This is a genomic window from Dyella kyungheensis, assembly GCF_016905005.1.
In the GTDB taxonomy this organism is placed as follows: domain Bacteria; phylum Pseudomonadota; class Gammaproteobacteria; order Xanthomonadales; family Rhodanobacteraceae; genus Dyella; species Dyella kyungheensis.
Window position 1 is genome coordinate 1 of sequence record NZ_JADIKC010000002.1, and the last position, 21,406, is coordinate 21,406.

Annotated in this window: 22 protein-coding genes; 6 read left to right on the top strand and 16 right to left on the bottom strand. The window is 65.1% G+C overall.

The annotated features are described in order from the left end of the window. Positions 1–200 (bottom strand): helix-turn-helix domain-containing protein (locus ISP20_RS03120; protein WP_204634619.1); only part of this gene is annotated, 200 nt, incomplete at its 3' end. 286 nt (positions 201–486) lie between these two features. On the opposite strand from ISP20_RS03120, the gene ISP20_RS03125 reads away from it, so the two are divergent. Beyond that, positions 487–2,349: a M1 family metallopeptidase gene (locus ISP20_RS03125; protein WP_204634620.1), complete on the top strand. Its 1,863-nt coding sequence runs from the start codon at positions 487–489 to the stop codon at positions 2,347–2,349. A 75-nt stretch (positions 2,350–2,424) separates the two neighbouring features. Beyond that, the gene (locus ISP20_RS03130) at positions 2,425–3,429 is read left to right on the top strand and encodes an alpha/beta fold hydrolase (RefSeq protein ID WP_204634621.1); all 1,005 of its coding nucleotides are present in this window, start codon (positions 2,425–2,427) and stop codon (positions 3,427–3,429) included. 43 nt (positions 3,430–3,472) lie between these two features. Here the strand turns inward: ISP20_RS03130 and ISP20_RS03135 are convergent, their stop codons facing one another. The 8 genes from ISP20_RS03135 to ttcA form a co-directional block, all read right to left on the bottom strand. Next, positions 3,473–4,051, bottom strand: a complete 579-nt coding sequence (locus tag ISP20_RS03135; RefSeq protein WP_204634622.1) for a methyltransferase family protein — start codon at positions 4,049–4,051, stop codon at positions 3,473–3,475. Positions 4,052–4,151: 100 nt separating this feature from the next. Next, positions 4,152–4,715: a hypothetical protein gene (locus ISP20_RS03140; protein WP_204634623.1), complete on the bottom strand. Its 564-nt coding sequence runs from the start codon at positions 4,713–4,715 to the stop codon at positions 4,152–4,154. Further along, the gene (locus tag ISP20_RS03145) at positions 4,712–5,074 is read right to left on the bottom strand and encodes a hypothetical protein (RefSeq protein ID WP_204634624.1); all 363 of its coding nucleotides are present in this window, start codon (positions 5,072–5,074) and stop codon (positions 4,712–4,714) included. The genes ISP20_RS03140 and ISP20_RS03145 overlap by 4 nt, the downstream gene beginning before the upstream one ends. Continuing rightward, a complete protein-coding gene (locus ISP20_RS03150; RefSeq protein ID WP_204634625.1) occupies positions 5,065–5,742 on the bottom strand; it encodes a sigma-70 family RNA polymerase sigma factor in 678 nt (225 codons plus the stop codon). Before ISP20_RS03150 ends, ISP20_RS03145 begins: the two co-directional genes overlap by 10 nt. Before the next feature lie 67 nt (positions 5,743–5,809). After that, positions 5,810–6,580 (bottom strand): M48 family metallopeptidase, encoded by a 771-nt coding sequence (locus ISP20_RS03155; protein WP_204634626.1) that lies wholly within the window; start codon positions 6,578–6,580, stop codon positions 5,810–5,812. 155 nt (positions 6,581–6,735) lie between these two features. After that, the gene (locus ISP20_RS03160) at positions 6,736–7,653 is read right to left on the bottom strand and encodes a recombination-associated protein RdgC (protein ID WP_204634627.1); all 918 of its coding nucleotides are present in this window, start codon (positions 7,651–7,653) and stop codon (positions 6,736–6,738) included. Between the two features lie 155 nt (positions 7,654–7,808). Further along, positions 7,809–9,017 (bottom strand): amino acid aminotransferase, encoded by a 1,209-nt coding sequence (locus tag ISP20_RS03165; protein WP_204634628.1) that lies wholly within the window; start codon positions 9,015–9,017, stop codon positions 7,809–7,811. Between the two features lie 284 nt (positions 9,018–9,301). Next, complete coding sequence (gene ttcA / locus ISP20_RS03170; protein ID WP_204634629.1) at positions 9,302–10,165, bottom strand: tRNA 2-thiocytidine(32) synthetase TtcA; 864 nt, start codon at positions 10,163–10,165, stop codon at positions 9,302–9,304. 99 nt (positions 10,166–10,264) lie between these two features. On the opposite strand from ttcA, the gene ISP20_RS03175 reads away from it, so the two are divergent. After that, positions 10,265–10,471, top strand: coding sequence for a YdcH family protein (locus tag ISP20_RS03175; RefSeq protein ID WP_204634630.1), 207 nt, complete (start codon positions 10,265–10,267; stop codon positions 10,469–10,471). Between the two features lie 22 nt (positions 10,472–10,493). Further along, the gene (locus tag ISP20_RS03180) at positions 10,494–11,090 is read left to right on the top strand and encodes a GNAT family N-acetyltransferase (protein WP_204634631.1); all 597 of its coding nucleotides are present in this window, start codon (positions 10,494–10,496) and stop codon (positions 11,088–11,090) included. A 231-nt stretch (positions 11,091–11,321) separates the two neighbouring features. Here ISP20_RS03180 and pssA read toward each other — a convergent pair whose 3' ends face one another. From pssA to ISP20_RS03215, 7 genes are all read right to left on the bottom strand, one after another. After that, a complete protein-coding gene (pssA, locus tag ISP20_RS03185; RefSeq protein ID WP_204634632.1) occupies positions 11,322–12,716 on the bottom strand; it encodes a CDP-diacylglycerol--serine O-phosphatidyltransferase in 1,395 nt (464 codons plus the stop codon). A gap of 112 nt (positions 12,717–12,828) precedes the next feature. Next, positions 12,829–13,857: an HlyD family secretion protein gene (locus ISP20_RS03190; protein ID WP_204634633.1), complete on the bottom strand. Its 1,029-nt coding sequence runs from the start codon at positions 13,855–13,857 to the stop codon at positions 12,829–12,831. Positions 13,858–13,860: 3 nt separating this feature from the next. Further along, positions 13,861–14,061, bottom strand: a complete 201-nt coding sequence (locus ISP20_RS03195; protein ID WP_204634634.1) for a DUF1656 domain-containing protein — start codon at positions 14,059–14,061, stop codon at positions 13,861–13,863. Then, entirely contained in the window at positions 14,051–16,192 is a 2,142-nt protein-coding gene (locus ISP20_RS03200) for an FUSC family protein (protein ID WP_204634635.1), read from the bottom strand. Before ISP20_RS03200 ends, ISP20_RS03195 begins: the two co-directional genes overlap by 11 nt. Positions 16,193–16,194: 2 nt before the next feature. Then, positions 16,195–16,698, bottom strand: coding sequence for a MarR family transcriptional regulator (locus tag ISP20_RS03205; RefSeq protein ID WP_204634636.1), 504 nt, complete (start codon positions 16,696–16,698; stop codon positions 16,195–16,197). 199 nt (positions 16,699–16,897) lie between these two features. Then, a complete protein-coding gene (locus tag ISP20_RS03210) occupies positions 16,898–17,323 on the bottom strand; it encodes a DUF4156 domain-containing protein (protein ID WP_204634637.1) in 426 nt (141 codons plus the stop codon). Between the two features lie 99 nt (positions 17,324–17,422). Beyond that, complete coding sequence (locus tag ISP20_RS03215) at positions 17,423–20,296, bottom strand: M16 family metallopeptidase (protein ID WP_204634638.1); 2,874 nt, start codon at positions 20,294–20,296, stop codon at positions 17,423–17,425. 323 nt (positions 20,297–20,619) lie between these two features. Between ISP20_RS03215 and ISP20_RS03220 the strand changes: the two genes are divergently transcribed. Together ISP20_RS03220 and trmL are read left to right on the top strand one after the other, a co-directional pair. Further along, the gene (locus tag ISP20_RS03220; RefSeq protein ID WP_204634639.1) at positions 20,620–20,820 is read left to right on the top strand and encodes a hypothetical protein; all 201 of its coding nucleotides are present in this window, start codon (positions 20,620–20,622) and stop codon (positions 20,818–20,820) included. Between the two features lie 52 nt (positions 20,821–20,872). Further along, complete coding sequence (gene trmL, locus ISP20_RS03225; RefSeq protein WP_204634640.1) at positions 20,873–21,340, top strand: tRNA (uridine(34)/cytosine(34)/5-carboxymethylaminomethyluridine(34)-2'-O)-methyltransferase TrmL; 468 nt, start codon at positions 20,873–20,875, stop codon at positions 21,338–21,340. Positions 21,341–21,406: the final 66 nt, after the last annotated feature.

A 21,406-nucleotide genomic window follows, 5' to 3' on the forward strand; every position in this document is an offset into this window, starting at 1 on the left:
GCGTCATAGCCGAGCGTCGGGCGCCCCAGACGAGGGCTGCCTGACGGCTCGCGGTGCCCGTTACGCGCCAGCTCCCGTGAGATCGTACTGGGCGACCGGCCCAGCAGCATCGCCAGCTGCCGGGCGCTCTCTCCACGTGCCTTGCCCACCATGATCGCGCCCCGCTCTTCGGCGCTTAGATGGTTGTAGTGCCGACCCATGCATCACCTCCCAAAGGGCGTTGCACTTGATATTAGAGACTGCCTTACTTTTCTTTGGGCAAGCAAAGAAAAGTGACTCGGCCCGCGGCAGCGGGACGGAAGCCCGCGGCAGGCGAGCCAGATCGCGTCAAAGCGACAACTCAGCGCAAAGGCACTGGATTCCTGCCTTCGCAGGAATGACGATTAAAAAGTAGCAAGGCACCGCCCCCCCCAAGATGCCCCCCACACCCGCGACCCACCACCCACCAATGGCATACTCGGGATTCCTGCAACTGGAGTTTCCCCGATGCGCCCGTTCCATGCCCTAGCCTTCGGCGCCCTCGCGCTGCCGCTGAGCGCCTTCGCCGCCGACCCGCATTCCTACGCGCAGCCCGACCAGGTTCGCGTGACCCACCTGGATCTGGACCTGAAGGTCGATTTCCCGCACAAGCAGCTCGACGGCAAGGCCACGCTGAAGCTGGACTGGAAGGATCCGAAGGCGCAGTCGCTGGTGCTCGATACGCGCGATCTGAAGATCGCCAGCATCGAAGCCGTCGACGCCGCGGGCAAGACCAGCGCACTGAAGTACGCGCTGGCGCCGAGCGACAAGGAACTGGGCAGCAAGCTCACCATCGCCACGCCGCAGCATCCCGCCCAGGTGCGTATCGTCTATTCGACCGTGCCGACCGCTTCGGGCCTGCAGTGGCTGCCGCCGGAACAGACGGCCGACAAGAAGCTGCCCTTCATGTTCTCGCAGTCCGAATCCATCCACGCGCGCTCCTGGGTGCCGCTGCAGGACTCGCCGGCGATTCGCTTCACCTACGACGCCCACGTCACCGCACCGAAGGACGTGCGAGTGGTGATGAGCGCGCTCAACGAGGCGAACCACCCACTCGATGGCAACTTCGCCTTCAGCCAGCCGCATCCGATTCCGTCGTACTTGCTCGCCATTGCAGCGGGCGACATTGCCGCGAAGGAAACCGGTCCGCGTTCGGCCGTCTATGCCGAGCCCAGCGTGGTCGGCAAGGCCGCCAAGGAATTCGAAGACACCGAGAAGCTGATCAAGACCGCCGAGTCGCTGTACGGCCCGTACGCCTGGGGCCGCTACGACCTGCTGGTGCTGCCGCCCTCGTTCCCGTTCGGCGGCATGGAAAACCCGAACATGACGTTCGCCACGCCGACGCTGCTGGTGGGCGACAAGAGCCTGGTCTCGGTGATTTCGCACGAACTCGCCCACTCGTGGTCGGGCAACCTGGTCACCAGCGCCGCATGGCGCGACATCTGGCTCAATGAAGGTTTCACCACCTACGTGCAGGGCCGTATCACTGAAGCGGTATACGGCAAGACGCTGGCCGACGAAGAAGCGCTGATCTCCGCCCGCGGCCTCGAGAAGTCCATCAGGGACAAGACCATCGCCCCGAATGCGCAGCGCCTCGCGCCCAAGCCCGGCATCGGCGCCGACGATTCGATTTCCGAAGTGCCGTACGACAAGGGCAGCTGGTTCCTGCGCACGCTGGAGCAGCGCTTTGGCCGCGACACCTTCGATGCCTACCTGAAGGGCTATTTCGCGCACTTCGCGTTCCAGAGCATCGACACCGAACAGATGCTCGCTTACCTCAAGGCCAATCTGTTCGACAAGAACCCGGGCAAGATGAGCTGGGACGAAGTGCAGCAGTGGGTGTACGAGCCGGGCATTCCCAAGGATGCGCCGCTGCCGGATTCGCCGCGCTTCAACGCCATCGACAAGGAGCGCGCGTCGTTCCTCGCCGGCTCGCTCGCTGCCGACAAGCTCGACGCGAAGAGCTGGAACACGCAGGAATGGATGTACTTCCTCGACGGCCTGCCGGACGTGGCGCCGCTGGACAAGATCAAGCAGATCGACGCCGCCTGGCACCTCACCGGCACGCCTAACGCGGAGATCGGCATGCGCTGGTACAGCCATGCCATCGCCGCGGGCGACAAGGACGTGTGGCCAGCCGCCGCCGAGCACATGACGCGCATCGGTCGCCTGTACCTCACCATGCCGTTGTATAAGGCCTTCGTGAAATCGCCGGAAGGCCTGGCGTACGCACAGCAGGTTTATGCGAAGGCGAAGAGCGGCTACCACCCGCTCACGCAGCAGGCGGTGGAAGCCGTGTTCGCCAAGGCGAAGAAGGGCACCGGCAAGTAAGCTCTGCGCGCGCCTCCTTGCAAAAGGAGGCGCGCGACGCCATCGATAGCTGCGTTTCCTCCTACTGGTTTCCCCATGGCCACCAAAAAAACGATGCCTTCCACGCCTGCCTCGACGCGCCCGCTATGGCAACGGCTCGCCCTGCGACGCCTCAAGTTCCTCGGCTTCGTCGCCATCCTGCTGGCCGTCGTGCTGGGCGGCTCGTATCTGTTTGCGCCGCAGTGGCTGATGGCCGCCGACGTCAAGCGCCAGGCCATGGCCGCCCACGTCGAGAAGCATTCCGTGCAGGTCGGCGATACCACCTGGGTCTACTACGAAGGTGGCGAAGGCCCCACGCTGGTGCTGCTGCACGGCTTTGCCGCCACCAAGGAAGTGTGGCTCAAGCAGATGGAACTGCTGACCCCGCATTTTCACGTGATCGCACCGGATCTGCCGGGCTGGGGTGAATCCACCCGCGTCGACGGCGCCAGCTACAACATCGATGCGCAGGTCGCACGCCTGCAGGACTTCATGGAAGCGCTGCATCTGCCCAAGGTGGTGCTGATCGGCCACTCGATGGGCGGCGCCATTGCCGGCGTGTTCGCGGCTGAACATCCGGAGCACGTGGCGGAACTCGCCCTGCTCGATTCGTTCGGCCTGAAGGCCAACGAAAACGCATTCTCGCGCGAAGCGATGTCGGGCAAGAACGTGTTCGCATTCGACAACCGCGAGCAGTTCGCCAAGGCCACCGCCTGGGCGTTCGCCAAGCCGCTGAACATTCCCGGCCGTTTTCAGGACGTGTTGATCAAGCGCAACCAGGAAAACCGCGCCTTCATCGATCGCACCTTCAACGAGCTGCGCGACCCCTCGCAGTACCTGTCGCTGCAGAATCGCCTCGACAAGCTCGGCATGCCGGTGCTCGGCCTGTGGTGCCACGACGACAAGATCATCGACATCTCCGCCCTGGACAGCCTGCGCAACGGCCTGAAGAACGCCGCCGCGATCAACACCAGCATGATGACCGGCTGCAATCACATGCCGATCATGGAAAAGCCGGACGAGACCGCGCGCATCCTCACGCAGTTCACCTTGTCGCATTGATCCCGACGCGCCGGATGGCCTCATCGCCATCCGGTGACGTTCGCTAGAGCAGGCCCGGAATCAGCGCCTTCGTGCGCTGCATATAGCTTTCGTAGGCCACACCGAAGTTGTCGCGCATCCAGCGCTCTTCGAGTTTCAGCTTGAACCAGAACGACACGGCGACGATAACGACGCAGATCAGCCCTCGCCACTCGCCGATGGCCATCGCCGTGCCGAGGAAAGCCAGCAGCAGGCCCGTATAGATCGGGTGGCGCACCCAGCGATAGGGGCCGCTCTGGATCAGTTCGTGATCCTGCTTGACCTGCACCACGGAACTCCAGTTGCGTCCCAGTACGTAACGCGCCCAGCAGGCGAACGCGACGCCAAACAGGGTGAGCAGCGCGCCCAGCACGGCGATCGCGGCGCTGGCCGGATACATGCGCGCATGCAGCCAGCTGCTGCCGAACCAGTCGCCGGGGCCGATCAGCGCAATCGCGATGACCAGCGGCAACCAGTACTTCACCAGGCGCGGAAGGATCGCTTCCTTGCGCTGCGCGCCCTTGACGCGCCGCCATCCCCACAGCCAGTACAGCGCGAAGATCAACCACATGGCCTTGATGAAAGGGCCGATCGGCAGTTCCATGACGCTCCCCCTTGTCCCCGGTAGGCGCCAAGGTTCTGCGTATGCGCGGCTTAACGCAAGAGTGCCTCCCCTCACCTTCCCTGGCGCGGGGAGGCGAGACTCACTCGACGAAGCCGAGATTCACCGGCGCGGGCGACAAGGGGTGCGCGCCGCCCGTCAACGGCACATCCTTGCCGACGACTTCGAACTTCAGGCCATCGGCCCACACTTCGCCCTTGTTCTGCAGCAGCACGCCGAAAGCGATGTCGCGCGCGTTGTCGGGCACGTCCAGCACGACATCGAATGACTGCCACGGCTTGTCGCCCTGTTGTGCGCGGTCATCCATGTTGTCGAATGCCACCGACTTCTTGTCGGTATCGTCGACGCGCATCCACAGCGCGCCCTTGCCGGCATCCTTCGTGCGCAGATAGCCCGAAAGGCGCACGCGCTTGCCCTTGTAGGCGGCCGCGTCGATGGTCTGCATCAGGGTGGCGAAGCCGTTGCTTTCGCTCTTGGCACGCAGGTAGGCGCTGGTGCTCTTGGGCACGCGGGTCGACGCTTCCGTGCCGGTCTCGAAATCATTCTGGGCGGATCCGGTGATGAACCAGCCACGCGGCGCCGCCGCGTGCGCACTGGACGCGATGCAGCTGGCGATGAGAACGGCGGTGGCGAAGATCTTCTTCATAGGGCATTCCCTGTCTCGGGTTGGGGGTGAAGGTTGGTGGACAGCAGGAACCGATCCACGTCGTTGCGTGGCGGCGTGACGTCCATCTGCTGGAGCTCGCTGCGGACCCGGCCCGCATCGTGGGCCGCCATGGGATCGGTGGTGAGGGGTGAGCGATGACCGGGTGCCGGCCACATCGTCCACAACAGCAACGAAGCGGCGATGGCTGCCGGCCATGCGATGCGCCGGGACCAGCGGCGCATCGATGCGGCACGGTCCGCGGCGCCGAGAATGCGTGCATCGAGCCGCGCGGCAGGCGCCTCGTTCGAGGCATGCCGGTACAACCGCAGCAGTTCATCCATGTCGTCGTTCATCGCCATGCCTGCAACGCCTCGCGCAGTTTCTGCTGCGCATAGCGCAAGCGGCTCTTCACCGTTTCGCGCGTGGTACCGGTGGCGAAAGCGATGTCTTCCAGGCTGAGTTCGCCCTCGGCTTTCATCAGGAAGGCTTCGCGTTGCGGCAATGGCAATCCGTTCACCGCTTCGACCAGCGCCCTGCCCAGCGCGTCGTTGTCGAGATGCCGGTCGGGTGCATACAGGGGCGACGCCGCGTGATGCTCGATCGCATCGTCTGCGTTCTCATGGGGCTCGATCGCATCGGGCGCATGCCTGCCCAGTACGCGCCAGCGATCGGCGGCGCGGCGATGCGCGATGCCGAACAGCCACGCGGCGAACGGCGCGTTCGGCTGATAGCCGGCCTTGCCGTTCACCACGGCCATCCACACGTCCTGGAAGATTTCCTCCGCCTCGCTGGCCTTGCCGGCCAGGCGCAACGTGTAGCGGTGCAGCTTCTCGCGATAGCGTGCGTAGAGGACGCGAAAGGCATGCACGTCGCCGTTGCGATAGCGCTCCATGCATTGCGCGTCGCTTAGCGCCGACGTTTCGGCTATCTGCTCGAGGTGCGGTTGCGACAGCAGTCGACGCAGAGGCTCAAGCGCTTGCGCGCAGGCATGCGTCCAATCCATGGGTGGGGCGATGACGGCCGACATGGCGTCCTTTCCTTTGGCGATACTTCCATGATCGCCGGGAACGCCCGAATGGGGTTAAAGCGAAGGCTCAATCCGCGACGTCGGCAATCAGCCGGTCGAGTTCGGTCTTCAGCCACGCGCCGTTGAGGCGCAGCCAGTCGCGCTGTTCGCGCCAGTCGGGAAACAGGATTTCCACCTGCGCCCAGAAGCGCGGCGCATGGCTGCGCACCTTCAGATGGCATAGCTCGTGGGCGAGCACGTACTTCAAGGCGTTGGGCGGCGCGAGCGCCAGCGCGAGATCGAGATTGATGCGGTCACGCGTATCGAGGCTGCCCCACAGGCTCTTCATCGGACGCACGCGCAGCGCCGTCGGCGCCAGCCCGAGCTGCGGCACGTAGCCGGCCAGCCAGCGCGACACATCGCGACGGATCTGCGCTTCGAAATACGACGCGAGCAAGCCGCGCGCCACCGGCACTGCACGCGTATGCGGACGAGGAATCACCAAAGTGAGCGTGCCCTCGCCGGCTTCGACGCGCGGGTACGGACCTTCCGCCCAATCGAGCTGAACGGTTTCCCCGCGCAACGGAAATTCCGTGGGCGTGCCGACGCGCAGCGGCGGCAACGGCTTCACGATCAGATGCAACTCGTCGAGCTTGCGCTCGAGCCAGTCGGCGTGATGACGCAGGAATGCACTCACCTGAGCCGGGTGCGTGCCGTGCGGATACGACACGCGCGCACCCTTGGGCGTCACCGTGAGCCGCAACCGGCGCGCACGCGGATGGGCGGCTTTGAGCACACGGATGGTGCTGCCGCTCGCGGTGGCCAGTTCCAGCCAATCGCCTTCAAGATGCTGCGTCATATCCCCGCCTTAACTGCATGGCGTCCAGGCCGACCGATGTCCGAAAGGGACTCAGTGTCCCAAAGGAAATGTGGGGAGAGCATGCAGGCTTCGCAAGGCAGGGCGATGTCCGTCCCGACCATACGGTCAGGACGGCGGAGCCTGAACGGGCCGGCTCAGGCCTCGGCGGGACGCGGCAGGCCGAACCATTCTTCCAGCTTGCCCAGCAGGCGCTCGACCTCGAGCGTGAGCAGGGTGAAGGTGGCGTCGGCCTCGGCGGCGGCGTCCGGATGGCTGTCGCCCAGCTCCTCGGTGACCACGTCGAGGAACTTGAGCTTGCGCACGATCAAGTCCTCGCCGAGCACGAAGCTCATGCGCTCATCGAAGGTGAGACCCAGCTGGAATACCTGCTTGCCATTGCGCAGGTGCTCCTTCACTTCCTCGCCGTCCAGGTCCTGGCGGCGGCACTTGGCGATGGCGCCGGTGGCGGAGGCCGGGTCGCGCAGCTCCACCTCGTCGCCCAGCGCCAGCCCGGCCGGCAGGTTGCCGTTGGCCAGCCAGTCGGTCATGAGCACCCGCGGGCCCTCTTCCGGCGCCAGCGGCACAGCCGGGAAGCTGCCCAGCGCTTCGCGGATCTGCGTCAGCGTGTTCTCGGCGGACTTGCGGCTGGATGTGTCGAGCACCAGCCAGCCGTTCTTCTTGTCCACGTAGGCGCGCTGGCGCGAGCTGCGGATGAAGGCGCGTGGCACCAGCTCGTTGAGCACGTCTTCCTTGATGCGCTTGCGCTCGCGGCCGCCAACCTTGCGGCCCTCTTCTTCGGCGATCTTCTGCACGCGGCGCTGAAGTTCGTCGTTCACCACGGAACCGGGGAGGAGTTTGTCCTCACCACCCACGGTGACCATGGTGCAGGCCTTTACTGCATGGGTGAGCGGGGCCTCATCGCCCCGGCCCACCGGCGGCACGAAACCCTTGGTGCCCATTTCGAGCGGACCGCACGGGCGCAGGCGATGGTCGCCCAGGGCTTCGTCCAGGCGGTCGAGGTCGTTGGAGATGGCGGGAGAAAAGCGGAACAGCGTGAGATTGCGAAAGAACATTCGGTATCCGTGCTTTATGTCGTCATTCCGGCGTAGGCCGGAATCCAGCGCCTCATTTAGCGAGGTCCCAACGGCGTCGCATCGATATGCGCCCCGTTACTGGATTCCGGCCTCCGCCGGAATGACGAGCGTGTAGGGTCTGGCTTGGCTGGTGCTCAGCGGCTGACCGCGGCCACCGCGTTCACCACCGTATCAAGATTCGCGCGGTTCAACGCCGCCACGCAGATACGGCCGGTGCCGATGGCGTAAATGGCGTACTCCTCGCGCAGGCGGTCCACCTGGGCCTTGCTGAGGCCCGAGTAGGAGAACATGCCAGCCTGCTGCTGGATGAAGCCGAAATGCGGCGCACCCGCCGCGGCCAGCTTCTCCACCATGCCGGCACGCATCGCGTGGATGCGCTCGCGCATCTCGCCCAGCTCCTGCTCCCACATGGCCTTCAGCTCGGCGCTGCCGAGCACCGTGGACACCAGCAGGCCGCCGTGGGTGGCCGGGCTGGAGTAGTTGGAGCGGATGGTGCGCTTGACCAGCGACTGCACGCGCAGCGCTTCGTCGCGTGTCTTGCCCACGACGGACAACGCGCCCACGCGCTCGCCGTACAGCGAGAACGACTTGGAATACGAGTTGGCGACCACGAAGGCGTCGATGCCGGAGGCGGCGAACAGGCGCACCGCGGTGGCGTCGGCGTCGATGCCTTCGTCGAAGCCCTGGTAGGCCATGTCGATGAAGGGCAACAGGCCGCGCTCCTTCACCAGGTCCACCACCTGCTGCCACTGCTCGGCGTTGAGATCCACACCGGTCGGGTTATGGCAGCACGCGTGCAGCAACACCACCGTGCCCGGTTCCAGCTTGCCCAGGTCGGCCAGCATGCCGGGGAAATCCAGGCCGTGCGTGGCGGCGTCGTAATAGGCGTAATCGACCACGTCGAAACCGGCCGAGCTGAACACCACGCGATGGTTTTCCCAGCTCGGGCTGCTGATCGCAATCTTGGCGTTCGGCAGCACCTTCTTCAGCAGGTCGGCGCCGATGCGCAGCGCACCGCTGCCGCCCACGGTCTGCGAGGTGGCCACGCGGCCAGCGGCCAGCAGCGGCGAGTCTTCGCCAAACACCAGTTTCTGCGTGGTGAGGTTGTACGCCGGCAGGCCGTCGATGGGGATATAGCCGCGCGGCTTGGCTTCCTGCGCCAGCTTCTGCTCCACCTGCTGCACGGCGCGCAGCAGCGGAATGCGGCCCTGCTCGTCGTAATAGATGCCCACGCCCAGGTTGACCTTGCCCGGACGGGTGTCGGCCACGAAGGCCTCGGTGAGTCCCAGGATCGGATCGCCCGGGGTCATTTCAACGGATGCAAACAAAGAGTCTGACTTCATGTGTTGAGTACTCCGCGCAGGGAGCTGTTTGCGCGCATGGCAAGGAAGAATGAAGGAGTGTATGTCGATACACGACTGAGTGATGACGCCGCCATGCGGGCAAACAGCCCCTGCCCGGAGGGTTGCGTCTGAATTGCCATCAGACAGCCACCCATGGCTCGACTTGACACCCAGTCAAGCGCTTCGCCACGGGTGGCTGTCTGATGGCAATTCAGGCGCAACGCGGAGCACTCAACACATGAAGTCAGACTCTCGAACACGGCGTTACTCGATTGACTGTGGATTCAAGACTCGTCCGGCGCACCGGCAAGCCACTCGTGCGCATCAGCGCGGGCGACACCTTCGCGCGCGCCGAGCGTGGCGAAGTCGAACAGGTTTCGATCGGCGAGCTGGGAGGGCTGCACACTGCCCAGCGCGCGGAAAATATTCTCGGCGCGGCCGGGTTGGGTTTTCTCCCAGTCCTCCATCATGCGCCTAACTGCCTTGCGTTGCAGGTTTTCCTGCGAACCGCAGAGATTGCACGGAATGATGGGGAACTGCCGCTCCTGCGCGTACTCGGCGATATCGCTTTCCCGGCAATACGCCAGCGGACGGATCACCACATGGCGGCCATCGTCCGAGCGCAGCTTGGGCGGCATGGCCTTGAGCTGCGCCTGATAGAACAGGTTCAGGAAAAACGTGCCCAGGATGTCGTCGCGATGGTGACCCAGCGCGATCTTGCTGATCCCGTTGGCGGCCGCCCACTGATACAGCGCGCCGCGCCGCAGGCGCGAGCACAGGCTGCACATGGTCTTGCCTTCGGGGATCACCCGGGTGACCGTGCTGTAGGTGTCCTGCTCGATGATATGGAACGGCACGGCGCGCGCGGTGAGGTATTCCGGGAGCACATGCGCGGGAAAGCCCGGCTGCTTCTGGTCCAGGTTCACCGCGACCAGCTCGAAGCGCACCGGCGCCTTGGCCTGCAGCGACAGCAGCACGTCCAGCAGCGTGTACGAGTCCTTGCCGCCGGACAGGCACACCATCACCTTGTCGCCCTCTTCGATCATGTTGAAGTCGGCAATCGCCTGGCCCACCTGATGGCGCAGGCGCTTGGCCAGCTTGGCGGCCTCGTAGTGCTGCTTGCGGGTGGCGTCGGGCTGGGCGGACATGGTCGGTCGGGAACGGGACGGCCTCCCATTGTAGCGATCTGACCGCCCGGGGTCCGGCGGCGTTACACTGAGAGTGTTTTCCCCAGCCAGTCGCCCGTCATGCAGGTCCAGGACCAAGCCGAGATAGCCCATTTGCTGGCCGAGTTGCGCGTCGAACACCGCGACCTCGATGTGGCCATCGAGCACCTGGCCGTGTCGCTCAGCCGCGACGAACTGCAGATCACCCGCCTGAAGAAGCGCAAGCTGCTGCTGAAGGACCATATCGCGCGGCTGGAAAGCAAGCTCATCCCCGACCTGGACGCCTGAGCGTCCCTTCTCCGGAGTACCGATGTCCGCGCTGACGCCTGTCCTGCTGGAAGACGCCTTCGTCGCCCTCGAACCCCTCACGCCAGACCACGCCCCGGCCCTCGAAGCCGCCGCGGCCGACGGCGAACTGTGGACGCTCTGGTTCACCAGCGCACCCGCGCCCGGCGAAGCGGCGGCGTACATCGCCAAGGCGCTGGACGGTCAAAAGGCCGGCCTGATGCTGCCGTTCGCGGTGCGCGAAAAGAGCAGCGGCCAGATCGTCGGCACCACGCGCTTCTACGACTCCGTGCCCGATCCGCGCCGCATCGCCATCGGCTACACCTGGTATGCCAGGCGCTGGCAGAAGAGCCACCTCAACACCGCCTGCAAGCGGCTGTTGCTCCAGCACGCCTTCGAAACGCTGGGCTGCGTGGCGGTGGAATTCCATACCGATCACCGCAACCTCGACTCCCAGCGCGCCATCGAACGCCTCGGCGCGCGCCGCGAAGGCGTACTGCGCCAACACAAGCGCCGTCCGGACGGCACGCTGCGCGACACCGTGTGCTTCAGCGTGATCGACAGCGAGTGGCCGGATGTGTCGCGCTGGCTGGCGATGCGCCTGGAGCGGCTGGCGAACTAATCGCCATCCCCTTGTGGGAGCGCACTTGTGCGCGACTGCGGCGCCATGCCGTTTCCGCTTCGTCAGGCCGTCGCGCACAAGTGCGCTCCCACAAAAGGGCCCCCACGGCTTCAACATACCCCATGCTTGAATCTGTAGGAGCGCACCCTGTGCGCGACCGCGGCGCCATGCCGCTCCCGCTTCGTCAGGTTGTCGCGCACAGGGTGCGCTCCCACAGAAAATCCGCGGCCGTCAAAGCAGCCGATTGACCAGGCGATCCAACCGCACGCGCCGCAGCCGACGCAGCAACTTGCGCACCTCCGGCGGATAACCGCGCGCACCGGGAAGATCGCGGTAGTGCGCAAGCCGTGTCGCATGGCTTCGCAGCGCCTGCCACTCGGCCTCGTGTTGTGCCACCAGCTTGCGCCACGGGTCACGCAGCAGCAGGCCGTTTTCCAGGTCCAGCGCCCAGGCGCGCGGATTGAGGTTGTTGCCGGTGAGTACGGCCGTCTCCTCGTCCACGAACAGGCCCTTCAGGTGATAGGTGTTGTCGCCGTCGCGCCACAGCCACAGGTTCAACTGTCCGCTGTCGATGGCGCCCTGGTGCGTGCGCGCGAAGCGACGCAGGTTCGCTTCGTACAGGTACGGCAACAAGCCGATGCGGCTGAACGGCTGCTCGGGCGGAATATAGAAATCGTTGGCGGTCTTGTCGCCGACCATGATGTCGAGCTGGCAGCCACGCCGCAGCAGGTGACCGATCACCACGCGCACCTGGCGCGGCAGGTTGAAGTACGGCGTGAGCAGGATCACCCGCTTCTGCGCGCCGCGTAGCAAGCCCAGCAGCGTTTCATTGAGCGCATTGTCGTTGCGCCCGAAGCCGGCGAGCGGAATCACCGTGACGTCGCCCTGCCGCGGCAACTCGTCGGTGCCGGTGTACTGCGCCTGTTGCAGCGACTGGCGCAGGCGGCGGATCGGCTCCTGCAAATCGCGCGAGCGCGGCTGCGGCATGCGATCGAGTCGCGGCACCGCATCGCTATCGCGGAACTGGCCGTCCACGTAGGCGGCCATGCTGTCGGCCAGCGCCTTGTGACGGATCAGGTGATAACGGTCGAGCCGGTAACGGCCATGCCTGGCGAGATAGACATCGTTGATGCTGGCGCCGCTGTAAAGCACGGCATCGTCGATGATGAAACCCTTCAGATGCAGCACGCCGAACAACTCGCGCGTCTGCACCGGCACGCCGCGTACCACTACGCCCTCGCCCAGGCGCTGCGCGTAGTCGCGGTACATCGTCGCATTGCCTTCGCTGTTGCCCTTGCCGATCAGGCCACGGCGGGCGCGATGCCAGTCGACATAGACCTCGATGGAAAGGGCCGGATGCGCGGCGCGGGCCGCATGCAGCGCCTCGATCACTTCGCGGCCTGCATCGTCGTCCTGCAGGTAGAGCGCCACCAGCACGATGCGGCGCTGTGCCTTGGCAATCAGCGCAAGCAGGGTTTCGCGGAACGCCGCCGGACCCGCCAGCGTGGTGATCGCCTCGGCAGGCGCGGCGAAGCTCACATGTCCGGACAGATCGAGCTCAGGGCGACGCCGCAGGGACAGCAATCGGCGGGCAAGGCTTCGTGGCGAGGGCAGCGGTCGATTCATAGTGGGGCATGGTATCAATCCAGCCCCATGATGGAGGAGCATTCGCCTGCGCGGCCGCAGTGTTTCGTGACTTTTATGTCAAACGTCACGCACGTGCGCACCCATGGCACTGCTATCGCGACGTTCGCTCGTCATCGAGCACACGCCGCGGCTGCACATCGATGCTCACCGTCATGCCCGCCGAGAGAATCAAGCCCTTCGGTTCGCTGGCTTCGTCGATATCCACGCGCACCGGCACGCGCTGCGCCAGGCGTACCCAGTTGAAGGTGGGATTGACGTCGGCCAGCAGGTCGCGCCCGGTCGGATTGTCGCGGTCGGTGATGCCGCGCGCCACGCCGGTAATGCGCCCCTTGAGATGGACGCCGCCGCTGAGCATGCGGATGGTCACCGGATCGCCCACGCGCAGATTCGGCAGCTTAGTTTCCTCGAAATAGCCGTAAATGTAGAAGCTGTGGCGATCGATCAGCGCCAGGCGCGGACTGCCGGTCGCCGCATAGTCGCCCACGCGCACGTCGAGGTTGGTGACGTAGCCATCCACCGGCGCGCGCACTTCGGTGCGATCGAGATCGAGCTTGGCGCGATCCAGCGCCACCTGCGCCTGCACCACCGCCGCCTCGGCCTGCTCGCGCGCGGCATTGGCCTGATGGCCGCTGGCCTGCGCCTGCTCCCACACGGCGCGCGCCGTCATCGCGGCGGATTTGGCGTCGGTGCGTTCTTCCTTCGGCACCACCTCGGCCAGTTCCTGGCGTCGCTGCGCCTGTTCCTGGCGCATGTCGTACTCGGCCTTGCGCGCGGCGGCGCTGGCCAGCACGGCATCGATGTTCGCACCGGCGGCGCGCGCGGCGGCCTTGGCGGCGTTGAGATTCGCTTCGGCCTGCTGCTCGGCGATCCGGAAGCGCTGCGGATCGATCTCGAACAGCACGTCGCCCTTCTTCACTTCCTGGTTGTCGATCACCGGCACGCGCGTGACCAGGCCGGAGACGTCCGGGGCGATGCGCACCACCTCGGCGCGCACGCGGCCATCGCGTGTCCATGGCGCATACAGGTAGTGCCGCCACAGCGCATGGCACAGCACCATCGCCACGATGACCACCACGGCCGTAAGGGCGAAACGAAGCACAGCTTGAGGTTCGAGTTTCATAGGTCAGGGATAGAGGAGTAGGCCAGCGGCGCCGAACAGCAGGAAGAACACGGCCACGCGAAACAGGGAGGGATGCCACACGTAGCGATACAGGCCGTAGCGGCCGATGATGGTATCGATGAGCCACAGCACCAGCAGACAGCCCAGGTAGATCAGCAACAGGCCCGGTACCAGGGCATCGGCAAGGGCGATTTCACGGGGCATGGGCGATCTCCGCGGTCTTGACGATGTAGGGAGCGAGCGCGGACTCGTCGTCGCGCAACGCCGTGCGCAACTGCAGCAGGTCCGCCAGCGCCGGCTGGCAGCTGGCCCGCGCTTGCGGCAGTGTCTGCGTGGTGAGCGTGATGGCCTGGTCAACGGCGCTGTCGGCGGCCGTCCAGCGCGCGCTGTCGGGTGCGTCGTAAAGATCGGCCAACGCATTGACCGCGTGTTGCATGGATTCCCTCACCGGCGGTGGCAGTCCTTCATGCAACATGTCCTGGCGCAATTCGATCACCGCGCGACCGCCATCGTGCACGGCGAGCGCCCATGCAAACAGCACGCGCGATTCCTCGCTGCCTGGCCGGGTGAACTGCACGATCTGCTGGTAGAGATCGCGATTCACGCTTTCGAAGCGATAGAGAATGCCGTCCATCGGCGCGGTAGCGGCAAACACCACCTGTCGACGCAACTGCACCAGCTGGCGGCGACGCAACCACTGCGTGCCGATCACGGTGGGGATGATCATGAAGGCCGCGCCACTCATCATCAGGCCGAACAGTGCGGCGATGCTGTCGTTGAGGAAGCGCTCGGGCGCATAGACCATCGGGTTCTTCAACGCGAGGATATAGGCGAAGCCCAGCGAGTAACCCGCGCCCACACCCGGCAAGGTCGCGTTGCGCGTGGTGAGATACGGCCCCAGGGCGAGCAACGGTGCGGTCACCAGGATCAGCATGACGAAGCCGTCGCTGCCCGGCATCAATTCGAACACCACGAAATACGCCGCCACCAATCCCACCGCGTAGGCGACCCAGGTATTGGCGGTGGCCACCAGCGGCGATGGCGACGTGGCCAACAGCCCGCTGAAGACCGTGGCCAGCAGCAGCGCGCTAAGGCCGAAGGTCCAGCCGGTTTCGATCCAGAAGATGCTCAGCGTGGCCATGGTGAAGAACGTGCGCACGATGGCAATCAGCGGTGAGGCGTAGTCGTTGGCGCGCTTGAAATCCACGCGCTCGACCGATCCGCCGGCCACGCCCTGGGTTTCGCGCAGGCTCGCTTCCAGCGAGGTGAAGTCGCGCAGCTCGGCCGCAAAGCGACGCACCAGGGTGGTACCGCTATCGAACTCGAGCAGCAGGTTCGGATCCTGCCGGAGATCCTCGCGCAACTCGGCGGCGAGCGCCGGCAGCTTCGCTTCGCAGGCTTCCAGGCGCGTGGCCAGCAAGCGCGGGATCGGCTTCTCGGTGGGCGCGGGACTGAGCGCTTCGCCAATGGGCGCATACAGTTTGATCAGCGCCGCTGCCGTGCGCGGATGGTTGCTGCGCTGGAGTCGATTGATCAGATGGTGCAGCGACTGGAAGCTGGTCGCGGCCGCCATGTAGCGCAGGTTGAGCAACTGCATGCGGCTGCTGCGCGCGCGCACCTCGGGATCCTCGAAGATCACCGACGAGCGAAGATCCTCGATCTGCACCGCCGCACGCACGAAGCGCAGATGCGCCTTCTCCATGTCCGCCCGCGGAATGGCACCGCCGAGGCTGCCGCGCGCGAAGTCGATGAAGTGCTGGTAGTGCTCGCGCGAAATGCGCCGGAGCAGGTCGCGCAAACGCATCGGCAACACCACATCGCTGACCAGGCCGGAGACGATGATGCCGAGCATCACCTCGCTCACGCGCGCCACCGCCGAATCGAACACCGCCGTGGGATGGTCGATCGCCGGCAGCACCACGATGAAGGCGGTATAGCCGGCCAGCACGAAGCCGTACGAGGTGAAGTTGCGGTACAGCACGGCGCCGCCGGCACACAGCGCGACCCAGATCGACATGCTGAGCAGGAACAGTTCGCGCTGCTGCGGAAACGCCGCCATCAGCAACACGCCGAACAGACTGCCGGTGCAGGTGCCCAGGGCGCGATAGAAACTCTTCGCCAGCACCGTGCCGCTTTGCGGATGCATCACGATGGCGACGGTGATCATCGTGGTCGCCGGCTGTTCGAGCTGGAACACCATGGTCAGCCAGGCGGCGAGATAGAACGCCAGCAGGCTTTTCAGCACGAAGATCCAGGCGTGCCCCTCCTCCACGGCGAACTCGCGCAACCACGGCGGGTGGCTCCATGACGCAAGTTCAGTAGGCACCGCCGACATGGTCAAACGCTCTCCCTTCGGTCCAGTCGATCGAGGAACTTCTTGAGCAGGCGTTCCAGTTGCGCGATGTCGCGCTGAGCGATGCCTTCCACCTGCTCTTCCAGCAGCGCGCATACATCGGGCAGGAAGCTTTCGATCAGCGCCACGCCGTCGTCGGTCAGCGTGAGCGCGACCTTGCGACGATCCTCGTCGCTCGCATTGCGTGCAATCAGACCTTTGTCGGCCAGCTCGTTGGTAAGTCGCGTGATGTTGGCGAGCTTCTCACCGGCGGCGTCGGCCAGTTCGGTGGGATGCATCGTGTTGCCCTCGGTGCCGTAGAGCATCATCAGCAGGTTGTATTCCGGATGATTGATGCCGTACGGCCGCAACATCGCATTGGCGTCGTCGTGCACGCGCTTGTAGATGTGGCGGATCAGGCGAATGAGCACGGCCGGGTCCCGCGGAAAGGCGGGATAGCGCTGGCGGGTCACCGTCAGGCGTTGCTCGGTCGGAAGGAAGCTGCTCACGGCGCACGCCTTAATTAGTACATATATGTAATATATACATGTGAATTTTATGCCGGCCCCGGGCGGCATGCAAGAGCGTCGACCTGCGCACGTGAAAAAGGCGCCACGAGGGCGCCTTTCGGGCTGCTTTAGCCGGGTGGCTCGCCCGTCGCCCCGGTCATCGGCCGGGACGGGAGCGGCACGCGTTGGCGGCGTCCGCTTAGTTGTTCTTCACCGGGTAGGTCTCGAACCCACTCGGCGTGGCACTCCCGGGCGCCGCCGGGTTCGGGTTGGCCGGATTCGCCGGCCGACCCGCCGGTGCCAGCTGGGCATTGCCGCACTGGTAGGCGCCCCACGGCTGCGAGCCGTCGGTGGGTTCGCCCAGCGGCTTGATGGTGTCGGCGTGCATCTTGGCGGCTTCGTTGCGCGCCATCACTTCCAGCTCGTCGCGCACCTTGATGTCGTTGCGATCGATCGGGCCGACATGATCCATCACCGACACCGTGACCTTGCCCAGGTCGCGGCAGGAGGACACATCGCCGCTCCAGGCCGTGCGGACGTTCTTACCGGCATCGTCCAGCGTGATGCCGTAGGTGCAGGCGCCGAGCAAAGCGATGGGAACGAGCAACAGCAGGGTCTTGCGCATGGATAGCTCCGCGATGTGGAAATGAAGAAGCCGGGCGGTCTCCCGCCCGGCCTCCATCCTAACCCGGGGACGTGAACAGCTCCCCACATAATCTCACGTTTACTTCGACGGTTTGGCCGCCACCGGCTTGCCGTCGCCGTCGATCACCTGCACGTCGCCGAGATTCAGCGCGCGCACCGGCTGCTCGATCTTCTTCAGGTCGCCCACGATCACCCAGGTGAGCGCCTTGGGCTGGACGATCTCCTTGATCGCGCTTTCGGCATCGGGCTGGGTCACGGCTTCGGTGCGGGCCTTGAGCGTCTGCACGTAGTCGTCCGGGCGGTTGTACTGGACGATCTCGTTCATCGCGCTGAGCACCTCGGCCGCCGTCTCGAAGCTGCCCGGCAGACCGCGGACATTGGAGTCCTTGATCTTGTTCACTTCCTGCTCGGTGAGCGGACGGGCGGCGATCACTTCGTTCGCTTCCTTGGCCACTTCGTGCGCGGACTCGGCGGTCTTGTCGGTCTGCACCGGGGCGTACATCAGGAACGGACGCTGGCCGATCGCATCGCGCATGAAGCTGAAGGCACCATAGGCCCAGCGCTTGTCCTCGCGCAGGTTCATGTTGAGGCGCGAGGTGAAGCTGCCACCGAACGCGCCGTTCGCCACATCGATGGCCAGTTCGTTCGGCGCCTTGCTGGAAGGCGCCAACAGACCCGCCAGGATCAGCGACTGCGGCGCATCGGGCTTGTCGATCAGGAACACGCGCGGCTTGGCCTGGGCGGCCACGCTGGCGATGTTCTTCTTCGGCACGGCACTGGACGGCGCCTTCCAATCGCCGAAGGCGGCATCGAGTTGCGGGATGATCTGCTGCAGCGTGGTGTCGCCGGCCACCAGGATCTTCACGTTGTCCGGACGCAGCCAGTCACGCTGGAAGTTGGCGAGATCCGACGCCTGCATCGACTTGATCGCCGCTTCCGTACCCGAGCCGGTGAACGGGATGCCGTAGGCGTGGTTGGCGCCGTACAGCAGCGGCGGCAAGGTACGCAGCGCCAGCGCGGTGGGTTGGGTCTTTTCCTGCGCGATGCCGGCCAGCCACTGGCCGCGGATACGTTCGATGTCCTCGGACTTGAACGCCGGGTTGCGCACGATGTCGGCAAACAGCGCCAGCGAGGGCTGCAACTGATCGTTCAAGGCATTGAGCGAGGCCGAGCAGGCGTCCAGGCCGCAACCGATGCGGGTGACCGCGCCCAGGCGCTGCTTGCGCTTGGAGACTTCCACCGAATCGAGCTCCTTGGTGCTCTCGTTCATCAGCGTGGTGGTGAAGCTGGCGGTGCCGAGCTTGCGGCCCTGGTCGGCGGCGTAACCGGCGTCGAACATCAGCTGCACATGCGTCACCGGAATGGTGTGGCGCTGCGCCAGGATCACTTCGATGCCGTTCTTGAGCTTGCCGCGCTCCAGTTCGGGGAATTTCAGGTCGGGGAACTGCGTCACCTTCGGCACGCCGCTGCTGCGGTCCACCGCGCTCTTGGCCACGGTGTACTCATGCTTGGCCGGCAGCTTGGCGGCAGGGCGGCCTTCCTGCGGACCCAGCGCCACCACCTTGGCGTCCTCGGTGTCCGGATTGAAGTCGGCGCCGGCAGGCAGCACGGTCAGCACATAGTCGCCCTTGCTGAGCCACTTGTCGGCAGCGGCCTTGACGCTCGCCGGCGTGGCGGCGTCGGCGCGCTCCAGGTCCTTCTTGTAGGCACCCGGATCGCCGCGATAGACCTGACCTTCGGCCAGGATCACGGCCTTGCCACCGTCCTTTTCCAGGCCGCGCACGAAGCCCGCGCGATTGCCGATCTTGGCGCGTTCCAGCTCATCGGCGGTGGGGCCGTCGGCGAGGAATTTCTTCACCTCTTCGGCAATCACCGCTTCGACCTTGGCCTGATCCACGCCTTCCTTGATGTCGGCCTGGATCTGGAACTGGCTGGCCAGCGCGAACGGCGAAATGCTGGCCGAGACGTCATCGACCAATTTGTCCTGGTAGACCAGGCGCTGGTACAGCCGCGAAGTCTTGCCACCGCCGAGCACGGTGGAGGCGAGGTCGAGCTGGATGGCATCGTCGGTGCCCAGCTGCGGCACCACCCAGGTGCGGTAAACGCGTGGCTGCGCCACGTGATCGTGCTGCACGCCACGCGTGGATTTGCCCAGCGGGGTGATCCACGCCTGCTGACGCGGCACCGGCGGACCGGCCGGGATGTCACCGAAATACTTCTCGGCCTTGGCCCTGGCTTCCGCCACGGTGATGTCGCCGGCCAGCACCAGGGTGGTGTTGGCCGCGCCGTAGTAATCGTGGAACCACTGCTTCACATCGCCGAGCGAGGCGGCGTTGAGGTCTTCCATCGAACCGATGGTGTCGTGCTGGTACGGATGGTTGCTCGGATAGGTGTTGGACAGGATGTTCTGGTCCACCCGGCCGTACGGGCGGTTTTCGCCCTGGCGCTTCTCGTTCTGCACCACGCCGCGCTGGGTGTCGAGTTCCTTCTGGCCGATCGCGCCGAGCAGGTGGCCCATGCGATCCGACTCCATCCACAGTGCCATGTCGAGCGCGGTGGTCGGCACGGTTTCGAAATAGTTGGTGCGGTCGAACCAGGTGGTGCCGTTCATGTCGGTGGCACCGGCCAGCTCGAACGGCTGGAAGTACGTGCCCTTGTGATTCTCCGAGCCGGAGAACATCAGGTGCTCGAACAGGTGCGCGAAGCCGGTCTTGCCCTTGGGCTCATCGCCCGAACCCACGTGGTACCAGATGCTCACGGCTACCACCGGCGCCTTGTGATCCTCATGCACCACCACGGTCAGGCCGTTGGGCAGCGTGAAGCGGGTAAAGGCGATGTCCGGAATGGCCTGGGTGGCTTCGGCAGCGGCAGCCTGGGGCAGCGCGATCGCTGGCAAACCGGCCGACATGCTGAGCACTCCGGCGACGAGTAGGGCGAGGGGCTTTCTTGCCATCACGACACTCCTGTTTTCTTTGACGAATGAACGTTCCGAGGCTAGCCACGGCCCGAAACCTTGGCAAATGACCAATGGCATGGTGGACAACCGCCACGGCGCTTCGTTCGACGCAAGAACATGTAACCGGGACGACACATCGTCCGGACAGGTGTCCGCAGCTGTCCGGCCACGCCCGGCCGCTGTCCGCGGACAGCCAGACCGCGCCAGCCATACCGGATAATTCTCAACAAAGACAGTGATTTGCGGACGATCGAAGGCTTGGCACGGGGCTTGCCAAAGGTATATCGCAGGACTACCCCACCTTCATCGGAGACATGATCATGAAATTCGAAGCCTTGATGCTGCGCAGCCTGTTCGTCGCTTGCCTGCTGGTGTGTGGACTCGTGTTGAGCGCCATGGTGAACGCCTCGCCCGAAGCCATCCGCCTCGCCGCAGCCGGCAGCGCGGGCCAGTTGATCGCCCCGACCGCTTGCGCCCTGCCGCCCGACGGCGTGGTGTGCCCGCGCCTCTCCAACGGTTGAGCACGGACGCTCACCGTTTTACGGGCCTACGGATAGACCCGATAATGGCTGGATGCTGCACGTCATACTCTACCGACCGGAAATACCGCCCAATACGGGCAACGCCATCAGGTTGTGCGCCAACACCGGCGCCTCGCTGCACCTGATCCGCCCCTTGGGCTTCGAGCTGGACGATGCCCGCCTGCGCCGCGCAGGCCTGGACTATCACGAATACGCGCAGCTGGCCGTGCATGACGACCTCGCCAGCTGCCTCGAAAGCATCGGCCAGCCACGCGTGTTTGCGTTTTCCACGCGCGGACGTGTCGCGCATGTGGATGCGCGCTTCGTCGAAGGGGATGCGTTGTTGTTTGGTTGCGAGACGGCGGGACTGCCTTCCGACGTCCTCGACGCGCTACCCAAAGCTCAGCGCCTGCGACTGCCGATGCGCCCCGACAGTCGAAGCCTCAATCTGTCCAATACCGTCGCCATCGCGGTGTATGAGGCGTGGCGGCAAATGGGGTTTGTCGGCGCCGCGCCGTAGCGTGCTTTCTTTAGTCGTCTCGCTTTTTTGCGGTGCACGTCACTTCTCACTCTCCCCACCGGGGAG